This window comes from Streptomyces sp. NPDC090045, from assembly GCF_044747975.1.
Lineage (GTDB): Bacteria > Actinomycetota > Actinomycetes > Streptomycetales > Streptomycetaceae > Streptomyces.
The window spans coordinates 678,438-686,679 of record NZ_JBIVFA010000001.1; the positions used below are offsets into that span (position 1 = coordinate 678,438).

Here is an 8,242-nt window from a genome sequence, read left to right on the forward strand (position 1 = left end):
CCCTGCGCCGTGTCGTATTGAAGGAGAACCACCGTGCTCGTGCTGCTGCCGCCGTCCGAAGGAAAGGCCGCCGGCGGCTCCGGCGCACCGCTGAAGCCGGAGTCGCTGTCGCTGCCCGGTCTGGCCCCGGCCCGTGCGGCGGTGCTGGAGGAACTGGTCGAGCTGTGCGCGGGCGACGAGCTCAAGGCGCGCGAGGTGCTGGGGCTGAGCGAGGGCCTGCGGGGCGAGGTCGCGAAGAACGTGGAGCTGCGGTCCGCGGTGGCCCGCCCGGCGGGGGAGATCTACACGGGCGTGCTGTACGACGCGCTGGGTCTGGCCGACCTGCCCGCGGCGGCGCGGGGGCGGGCGGAGGACGCGCTGCTCGTCTTCTCGGGGCTGTGGGGTGCGGTGCGGATCACCGACCGGATCCCCTCGTACCGCTGCTCGATGGGCGTGAAGCTGCCGGGGCTGGGCGCGCTCGGCGCGTACTGGCGGGGGCCGATGGCTTCCGTCATGCCCGAGGCGGCGGGGGAGGGACTGGTCCTGGACCTGCGGTCTTCGGCGTACACGGCCGCGTGGAAGCCGAAGGGGGAGGTGGCGGGGCGGACGGCGACCGTTCGGGTGCTGCACTCGCAGGTGGTGGACGGGGTGGAGAAGCGGTCGGTGGTGAGCCACTTCAACAAGGCGACGAAGGGTCGCCTCGTGCGTGACCTCCTGCTCGCGGGTTCCGCCCCCGAGTCGCCGGCGGAGCTGGTCACGACCCTGCGGGACCTGGGCTACGTGGTCGAGGCCGAGGCCCCCGCGAAGCCGGGCAAGCCCTGGTCCCTCGACGTGGTCGTCACCCAGATCCACCACTGACGCGCCGCCGCCGCTTCACTGCCCAAGCACACCGCTCCGCGGTAGCCGGGGTTCCACCCCGGACCCCGCGCCTCAAACGCCGGCGAGGCTGAAAGACCCAGCCCCTCCGGCGTTTGAGGAGCGGGGTTTGGGGCGGAGCCCCAAGGCCGGGCGGAGCCCGGTCGCTTGCGCGGCGGTGCCGCACCCGGGCTGGGGCGGAGCCCGAGAGGACGTGCGGCCTCGGCCGCCGGGGCTAGTGGCCCAGGGGCCAGGCTACGGCGGCCGGGGTCAGATTCGCGGTACCCGCGTAGGCGGCACAGGCGTCCGTCAGCGTTTCGAGGAGGGTGAGCGGGTCCGGGAGCGGGTGCTCCATGCCGCGCAGCCAGGTCACCGCCAGGTCACCGGGAAGGGCCGCCGGCGGGACCAGGACGTAGCTGCCGCGGCAGTGCCAGCGCAGGCCGGGGTGTTCGTCCATCGTCTCGGGGTGGCAGTCCAGTTCGCACGGCCACCACTCGTCCTCGTCCTCGGGGGTGCCGCGGGTGGCGGTGAAGAAGAGCATCCGGGCCTGCTCGCCGGTGCCGCCGGACTCGGCGACGGGGCCGACCTCGATGCCGGCCTCCAGCAGGCGGGCCAGCGCGGCGGCGCCGGCTTCCAGCGGGACGTCGAGGACGTCGTGGACCATGCCGGTCGCGGTGATGAAGTTGGCCTGGGGCTGGTTGCGCGCCCAGCGTTCGACCTGCGCGCGGTCGGTGGTCGACTGGGTCTGCCAGGCGAAGGAGATGGGGTGCCGTGCGGGCGTCGGACAGCCGATCCGGTCGCACGAACATCGGTAACCGGCGGGATGGGCGGCGGGGGCGAGCGGCAGACCGGCGGCGGCGACGGCCAGGAGGAGCGCCTCGCGCTCTCGTGCGGGGTCCTCGGCGGTGGGTTTCTGCCGCCGGCGCAGCCACTGGGAAATCCTGCTCTGCTCGCCGCGTTTGACGCGGCCGGACTCAGACCCCATCTATCCCCTCACCTCACCGTATCCCCGGCGGACCTTCACATCGTCCCACCATCCTGCGCCTCGGGTGACCGCTCTTGACGACCGGGGGGCCGGGGAGGGGTGACCGGCAACCCCCACATAGCCCCACCATCGGGGCAAATGGTCTCGGGTGTCCGCCGGTCGCCGGCCGGCTAGCGGGCGGTGACGTTGGCCACCCCGCCCAGCACCCGGTCCACCAGTGCGTCGGTGTAAGCGTGCGTCAGGGGCGCGGTGCGCATGAGCCAGCGGTACGTCAGCGGCCCGAGCAGCATCTCCACCGTCAGCCGCAGATCGGTGTCCGGTGCGAGCTGGCCGGCCTCCCGGGCCGTCTTCAACCGGGCCTCGTACAGGGCGAGCTGCGGCTCCAGGAGCTGCTCGGTGAAGCGGGCGCCGAGTTCGGGGTCGGTGGCCCCGGCCGCCGTCAGGGCGCGCGCGGGGGCCGCGTACTTCTCGTCGTTGAACTCGTCCACCGTGGCGCGCAGTACGGACTTCAGGTCGCCCGCGAGGTCCCCGGTGTCGGGGAAGCCGGTCCAGCCGCCCTCGGTCTCCGCGTCGCCGGCGAGGGCGAGGGAGGCGTCGAGGAGGACGGCGGCCTTCGACGGCCACCAGCGGTAGATGGTCTGCTTGCCGACGCCCGCGCGGGCGGCGATGGCCTCGATGGTCAGCTTGTTGTAGCCGACCTCCCCGACGAGGGTGAGCGCGGCGTCGAGGATGGCGCGCCGGGAGCGGTCGCTGCGGCGGGTGGCGTCAGGGGTCTTGGTCATGGCCCGAAGCTATCAAAGCGAGACGTCTCGTCTTTCTATGGTTGCGTAAACCACCCGGTCAGTTCACTGTGTCGTCCAGCGGTAGGAGAGACGATTCTCTTCCGTACTCGTCCAGAGTCGTGAAAGTCGTGAGGAGCCTTCTTTGCGCAGAGACGCCACACCCCGGCGCTACCTGATGTGCCCACCCGCACACTTCAAGGTCACGTACTCCATCAACCCGTGGATGGATCCCACGAAACCGGTGGACCTGCCCCTCGCACACGCCCAGTGGGAAGACCTGAGGGACCGCTACCGCTCCCTCGGCCACACCGTCGAGACCCTCGTCCCCGAGCCCGACCTGCCCGACATGGTCTTCGCGGCGAACGGGGCCCTGGTCGTCGACGGCCGGGTGCTCGGTGCCCGGTTCGCCTACCCGGAACGGGCCGCAGAGGCCGAGATCCACCTCGACTGGTTCCGCAGCCACGGCTACCAGGACGTCCACGAGCCGTCCCACGTCAACGAGGGCGAGGGCGACTTCGCCGTCACGGCCGGCTACATCCTGGCCGGCCGGGGCTTCCGCTCCAGCCCGCTCTCGCACGACGAGGCCCAGGAGTTCTTCGGCCGCCCGGTCATCGGCCTCGACCTGGTGGACCCGCGCTACTACCACCTGGACACGGCGCTCAGCGTCCTCGACGGCGACGAGATCATGTACTACCCGGACGCCTTCTCGCCCGGCAGCCAGGGCGTGCTCAGGCGCCTCTTCCCGGACGCCCTGATCGCGGACGGCCGGGACGCGGCCGCCCTCGGCCTGAACGCGGTGTCCGACGGCCGGCACGTCCTGCTCCCGCAGGCCGCCACCGGCCTGCTGGCGCCGCTACGGGACCGGGGGTTCGAGCCGGTCCCGATGGACCTGGGTGAACTGCTCAAGGGCGGCGGCAGCGTGAAGTGCTGCACCCAGGAGCTGCGGCCCTAGTCCTCTTCGGAGGGCGGCGGCCAGGCCTGGCCCCAGTCGGCGTCCCGCGCCGCCTTGTAGAGGTCGCCGTGGCGTTTGGTCACGTTGACCCGGGTCAGGCCCTCTCCTTCGGGGCCGCACAGTTCCAGCTGGACCAGCCCCTTCCGGATCTGCGGCTTGCGCGTGATCCGGAAGGCGGCCGGCTCCACCGGGAAGCGGGTCGCGGCGACGTAGCTGAACTTCTCGTCCTCGTACGGGAGCGAGCCGCCCTTGACCTTGCGGTGCAGGGAGGACCGGCTGACCCGCGCCGAGAAGTGGCACCAGTCCTGGCCGACCTCGATCGGGCAGGTCCCGTCGTGCGGGCACGGGGCGGCCACCCGCAGTCCGGCGGCGATCAGCTGATCGCGGGCCTCGCGGATGCGCAGGTAGCCCTCCGGCGTGCCCGGCTCGATCAGCACCACCGCCTGCCCGGCCCGCGCCGCCTCGGCGACGACCGCCGTACGGGCCTGCGGGGTCAGCTCGCCCAGCACGTACGAGACCGTCACCAGGTCGGCGTCGGGCAGGGACAGCCCGGAGCCGATGACGGCCCGCCGCCAGTGCGCGGCGCGCAGCACGGGCGAGGCGGAGGCCCGCGCCAGCTCCTGGCCGAGCTTCAGCGCCGGCTCCGCCCAGTCCAGCACCGTGGTCTCCCGCGGGCCGTCCCAGGTCGCGTCCACCGCCCAGGTCGCGGCGCCCGTGCCGCCGCCCACGTCCACGTGCGAGCCCGGCGCCCAGCCCGGCGCCGCCTCGGCCAGCCCGTCCAGGGCGGACCGTACGGCCTCGAAGGTGGCCGGCATCCGGTACGCCGCGTACGCCGCCACGTCGGAGCGGTCGCGCAGTACGGGCGCGTCGGTCGGGGTCTGCCCCCGGTAGCTGGCGATGAGCCGCTCGACGGCGGCCGCGGCCTGCTTCGGCGGGAGGCCGTCGAGCAGCCCGCCGAGCGTGCTGCGGAGGGTGTCGGCGGTGGTGGGGGCGGAGGCGTTCACCTGCGAAGTTTATGTCGCAGGCCGCGGTGGCCCCGCCAGCCGGGCTCCGCCCGGACCCGGGGCTCCGCCCCGGACCCCGCGCCTCAAACGCCGGCGAGGCTGAAAGATCGGGGCTCCGCCCCCGGCCCCGCGCCTCAAACGCCGGCGGGGCTGGATTGTGCCGGCGCGGCCGGATCAGGCCCGCGCGTCCTGCTTGCGCCACGGGCGGCAGAGGCTCAGGAAGGTGGTCAGGGCCAGGATGGCGCAGATCAGTTGGACCAGGGCCATCGGGACGGCCGTGTCCTCGCCCGCGATGCCCACCAGCGGCGAGGCGATCGCGCCGATCAGGAAGGAGGAGGTGCCGAGCAGTGCGGAGGCCGAGCCGGCCGCGTGCGGGGTGCGCATCAGGGCCTGGGCGTTGGTGTTCGGCAGGACCACGCCCATCGCCGACATCAGGACGAACAGCGCGGCGGCGATCGGCGTCAGCCCGACCTCCCCGAACACGCCCGTCGACATCAGCAGCAGGGCCACCGTGGCGGCCAGCACGGTCCCGAGTCCCACGGCCAGGACCTTGTCCAGGCTGACCCGGCCGACCAGCAGCTTGCCGTTGATCTGGCCGACGAGGATCAGGCCGACCGAGTTGAGGCCGAAGAGCAGGGCGAAGGCCTGGGGGGAAGCCCCGTAGATCTCCTGCACCACGAAGGGGGAGGCCGAGATGTACGAGAAGAGGGCGGCGAAGGAGAAGCCGCCGGTCAGGGTGTAGCCGGTGAAGACGCGGTCGCCGAGCAGCCCGCGCATGGTCCGCAGGGCGGAGCCGACGCCGCCGGTGTGCCGCCGCTCGGGCGGCAGGGTCTCGCCGAGGCTGCGCCAGACCATCAGGGTGAGGACCGTGCCGACGCCGGTGAGGACGACGAAGACCCCCCGCCAGTCGGCGAAGCGCAGCACCTGGCCGCCGATGAGCGGGGCGATGATCGGGGCGGCCCCGGATATGAGCATCAGGGTGGAGAAGAAGCGGGCCATCTCGTCGCCGTCGTACAGGTCGCGTACGACGGCGCGCGCGATGACGATCGCGGCGGCGCCGGCCAGGCCCTGGAGCAGCCGGAAGGAGATCAGCAGCTCGGCGGTCGGCGCGAGGGCGCAGATCGCGGTGGCCAGGACGTAGACGACCATGCCGGCGAGCAGGGGCCGGCGGCGGCCCCACTTGTCGCTCATCGGGCCGATGACGAGCTGGCCCAGGGCCATGCCGGCGAGGCAGGCCGTCAGGGTGAGCTGGATGGTCGCGGCGGGGCTGTTCAGGGCATCGGTGACCTGCGGCAGGGCCGGCAGGTACATGTCCATGGACAGCGGGGGGAGGGCGGTGAGCCCGCCGAGTATGAAGGTGACGAGCAGGCCCGTGCGGCGTGCCGCCGTCAGGGGCTTCGTCGTGGCGGGGGCGGAGGGCGATTCGGGCGACGAGTCGTGCGAGGCGGCCGTCGCGGGGCCTCTCTCCGACATGCGGAACTCCAGTCTTCTCATCTGCTTTACGCACCCCTGACCGATCCATGCTCTCAGCAATCGGAACGTCCGGGGACCGGGCCGCCGTGTGACGTACCCTGCGGCCCCATGGACGAACGTACGAAGAAGATCGCCGTGGTGACCGGCGCCGGCTCCGGAATCGGCCGCTCCGTGGCGCTGACCCTGGCCGCGGCGGGCTGGTCCGTGGCCGTCGCGGGCCGCCGGACCGAGCCGCTGGAGGAGACGGCCGCCGCGGCCGCCGCGGCCGGCGCCGACGCCGACGTGCACGTCGTCCGGGCGGACGTGAGCCACCCGGACGACGTGACTGCTCTGTTCGAGTCAGTGCGCACCCGGTACGGGCGCCTCGACCTCCTCTTCAACAACGCGGGCACCTTCGGGCCCGGCGGGGTCCCGCTGGAGGACATCACCTACGAGGCTTGGCGCTCCGTCGTGGACGTCAACCTGACCGGCGCCTTCCTCTGCGCGCAGGCCGCCTTCCGGCAAATGAAGCAGCAGGACCCGCAGGGCGGCCGCATCATCAACAACGGCTCCATCTCGGCGCACGTGCCGCGCCCGAACTCCATCGCCTACACCGCCACCAAGCACGCGATGACGGGCCTGACGAAGTCCCTGTCGCTGGACGGGCGTCCGTACCGGATCGCCTGCGGCCAGATCGACATCGGCAACGCGGCGACCGAGATGACCGAGCGGATGCAGACCGGCATCCTCCAGGCCAACGGACAGCTCGCCGTCGAACCGGTGATGGACGCCGCGGACGTGGCCCGCACCGTCCTGCACATGGCGGAGCTCCCGCTGGAGGCGAACGTGCAGTTCGCGACGGTGATGGCGACGTCGATGCCGTACATCGGGCGGGGGTAGAGGGGGAGAAGGGGGTCAGCCGGCCCCGTGCCGGGTGCGAGCCGTGAGCAGGCCCTGGAGGAACGGGTCGGCGTCCGGGGTGTACGGGCCCCGGTGCGCGGCCAGGTGCTCCTCGATGCGCTCCCACTCCGCGACGACGGCCGGGTCGGTGCCCTCCGCGCGCGCCGCCTCCAGTGCGGCCTCCGCCTGGTGGTGCCCCATGCCGACCGCCTCGGCGCGGACCCGGTCGACGGCGGCGCGCTCGCCCGGGGCCGGGTCGTGCGGCTCGTGGGCGGCCTCCACGGCGGCCTCGTCAGGGTGCTCCGTCATGGTCGTCCCCGTCCTCGCGGTGCGGTGCAGGTCGCCCTTGCGCGTACCCCGCCGCGGCTCGTCCATCCCGCCCGGTGCGAAAGCCCTGGACCCCGCACGGCACTCCGGACGATCATGGCCGCATGACCGACACCGAGGCACTGCGTTACACCGCCTTCTCCCACGACCCCGAGGGGGGCAACCCCGCCGGGGTCGTGCTCGACGCGGCCGGGCTGGACGACGGCGCGATGCTCGCGATCGCCGCCCGGCTGGGTTACAGCGAGACGGCCTTCCTGACCGCCCCGCCCGAGGGACTCGGCGGCCCGGCGGGCCGGTCCTTCACCGTGCGGTACTTCAGCGCGAAGGCGGAGGTCCCCTTCTGCGGGCACGCCACCGTGGCCACGGCCGTGGCGCTGGCGGAGCGGATCGGGCCGGGGGAACTGCTCCTCGCGACGCGGGCGGGCGCCGTGCCCGTGTCCGTCACCGCCGAGGCCGGCGGGCGGCTGCGGGCCACGCTGACCAGCGTCGAGCCGCACGTCGAGGAGATCGGCGCGGCCGACCTCGCCGAGGCGCTGGCCGCGCTGGACTGGCCCGTGGGGGACCTGGACCCGGCGTTCCCGCCCCGGATCGCCTACGCCGGAGCCCGCCACCTCGTGCTCGGCGCCGCCACCCGGGCCCGGCTCGCGGACCTCGCCTACGACTTCGCCCGGCTGGAGGCCCTGATGCGGCGCCTGGACCTCACCACGGTCCAGCTGGTGCACCGGGCGGGCCCCGCGGAGTTCCACGTACGGGACCCCTTCCCGGTCGGCGGCGTCGTCGAGGACCCGGCCACGGGGGCCGCGGCGGCCGCGTTCGGCGCGTACGCGCGGGAGCTCGGGCTGGTCCCGGCGGACGCCGTGCTCACCCTCCACCAGGGCGAGGACATGGGTCGGCCGGGGGTGCTCACGGTCGAACTCCGCGCGGGTGACCCCCGGGTCAGGGTCGGCGGCGAAGGCACCCGCCTCCCGTGACCGCGCCACCCGTCCCCCAGACCCGCCCGGGTACG

At 73.6% G+C, this 8,242-nt stretch carries 8 protein-coding genes and 1 pseudogene; 4 read left to right on the top strand and 5 right to left on the bottom strand.

The window, feature by feature from the left end:
• The first annotated feature begins 33 nt into the window (after window positions 1-33).
• The gene (yaaA, locus tag ACIPYQ_RS03140; protein WP_401245590.1) at window positions 34-837 is read left to right on the top strand and encodes a peroxide stress protein YaaA; all 804 of its coding nucleotides are present in this window, start codon (window positions 34-36) and stop codon (window positions 835-837) included.
• Between the two features lie 232 nt (window positions 838-1,069).
• Here the strand turns inward: yaaA and ACIPYQ_RS03145 are convergent, their stop codons facing one another.
• On the bottom strand, window positions 1,070-1,819 hold the full coding sequence (locus tag ACIPYQ_RS03145; protein WP_401245592.1) for a bifunctional DNA primase/polymerase: 750 nt from the start codon (window positions 1,817-1,819) through the stop codon (window positions 1,070-1,072).
• A 170-nt stretch (window positions 1,820-1,989) separates the two neighbouring features.
• Window positions 1,990-2,601: a TetR/AcrR family transcriptional regulator gene (locus ACIPYQ_RS03150; protein WP_401245594.1), complete on the bottom strand. Its 612-nt coding sequence runs from the start codon at window positions 2,599-2,601 to the stop codon at window positions 1,990-1,992.
• 133 nt (window positions 2,602-2,734) lie between these two features.
• On the opposite strand from ACIPYQ_RS03150, the pseudogene ddaH reads away from it, so the two are divergent.
• A pseudogene (gene ddaH / locus ACIPYQ_RS03155) lies at window positions 2,735-3,553 on the top strand (dimethylargininase); the annotation flags it as partial.
• On the opposite strand, the gene ACIPYQ_RS03160 reads toward ddaH, so the two are convergent.
• Both ACIPYQ_RS03160 and ACIPYQ_RS03165 read right to left on the bottom strand, forming a co-directional pair.
• Entirely contained in the window at window positions 3,550-4,557 is a 1,008-nt protein-coding gene (locus ACIPYQ_RS03160) for a small ribosomal subunit Rsm22 family protein (RefSeq protein WP_401245596.1), read from the bottom strand. The pseudogene ddaH and the gene ACIPYQ_RS03160 sit on opposite strands and share 4 nt — an antisense overlap.
• A 174-nt stretch (window positions 4,558-4,731) precedes the next feature.
• The gene (locus ACIPYQ_RS03165) at window positions 4,732-6,030 is read right to left on the bottom strand and encodes a Bcr/CflA family multidrug efflux MFS transporter (protein ID WP_401245598.1); all 1,299 of its coding nucleotides are present in this window, start codon (window positions 6,028-6,030) and stop codon (window positions 4,732-4,734) included.
• A 108-nt stretch (window positions 6,031-6,138) separates the two neighbouring features.
• On the opposite strand from ACIPYQ_RS03165, the gene ACIPYQ_RS03170 reads away from it, so the two are divergent.
• A complete protein-coding gene (locus tag ACIPYQ_RS03170; RefSeq protein ID WP_401245600.1) occupies window positions 6,139-6,909 on the top strand; it encodes an SDR family oxidoreductase in 771 nt (256 codons plus the stop codon).
• A gap of 15 nt (window positions 6,910-6,924) precedes the next feature.
• Here ACIPYQ_RS03170 and ACIPYQ_RS03175 read toward each other — a convergent pair whose 3' ends face one another.
• Window positions 6,925-7,218: a hypothetical protein gene (locus tag ACIPYQ_RS03175; protein ID WP_401245602.1), complete on the bottom strand. Its 294-nt coding sequence runs from the start codon at window positions 7,216-7,218 to the stop codon at window positions 6,925-6,927.
• Window positions 7,219-7,340: 122 nt separating this feature from the next.
• On the opposite strand from ACIPYQ_RS03175, the gene ACIPYQ_RS03180 reads away from it, so the two are divergent.
• A complete protein-coding gene (locus ACIPYQ_RS03180; RefSeq protein WP_401245604.1) occupies window positions 7,341-8,207 on the top strand; it encodes a PhzF family phenazine biosynthesis protein in 867 nt (288 codons plus the stop codon).
• Window positions 8,208-8,242 lie beyond the last annotated feature (35 nt).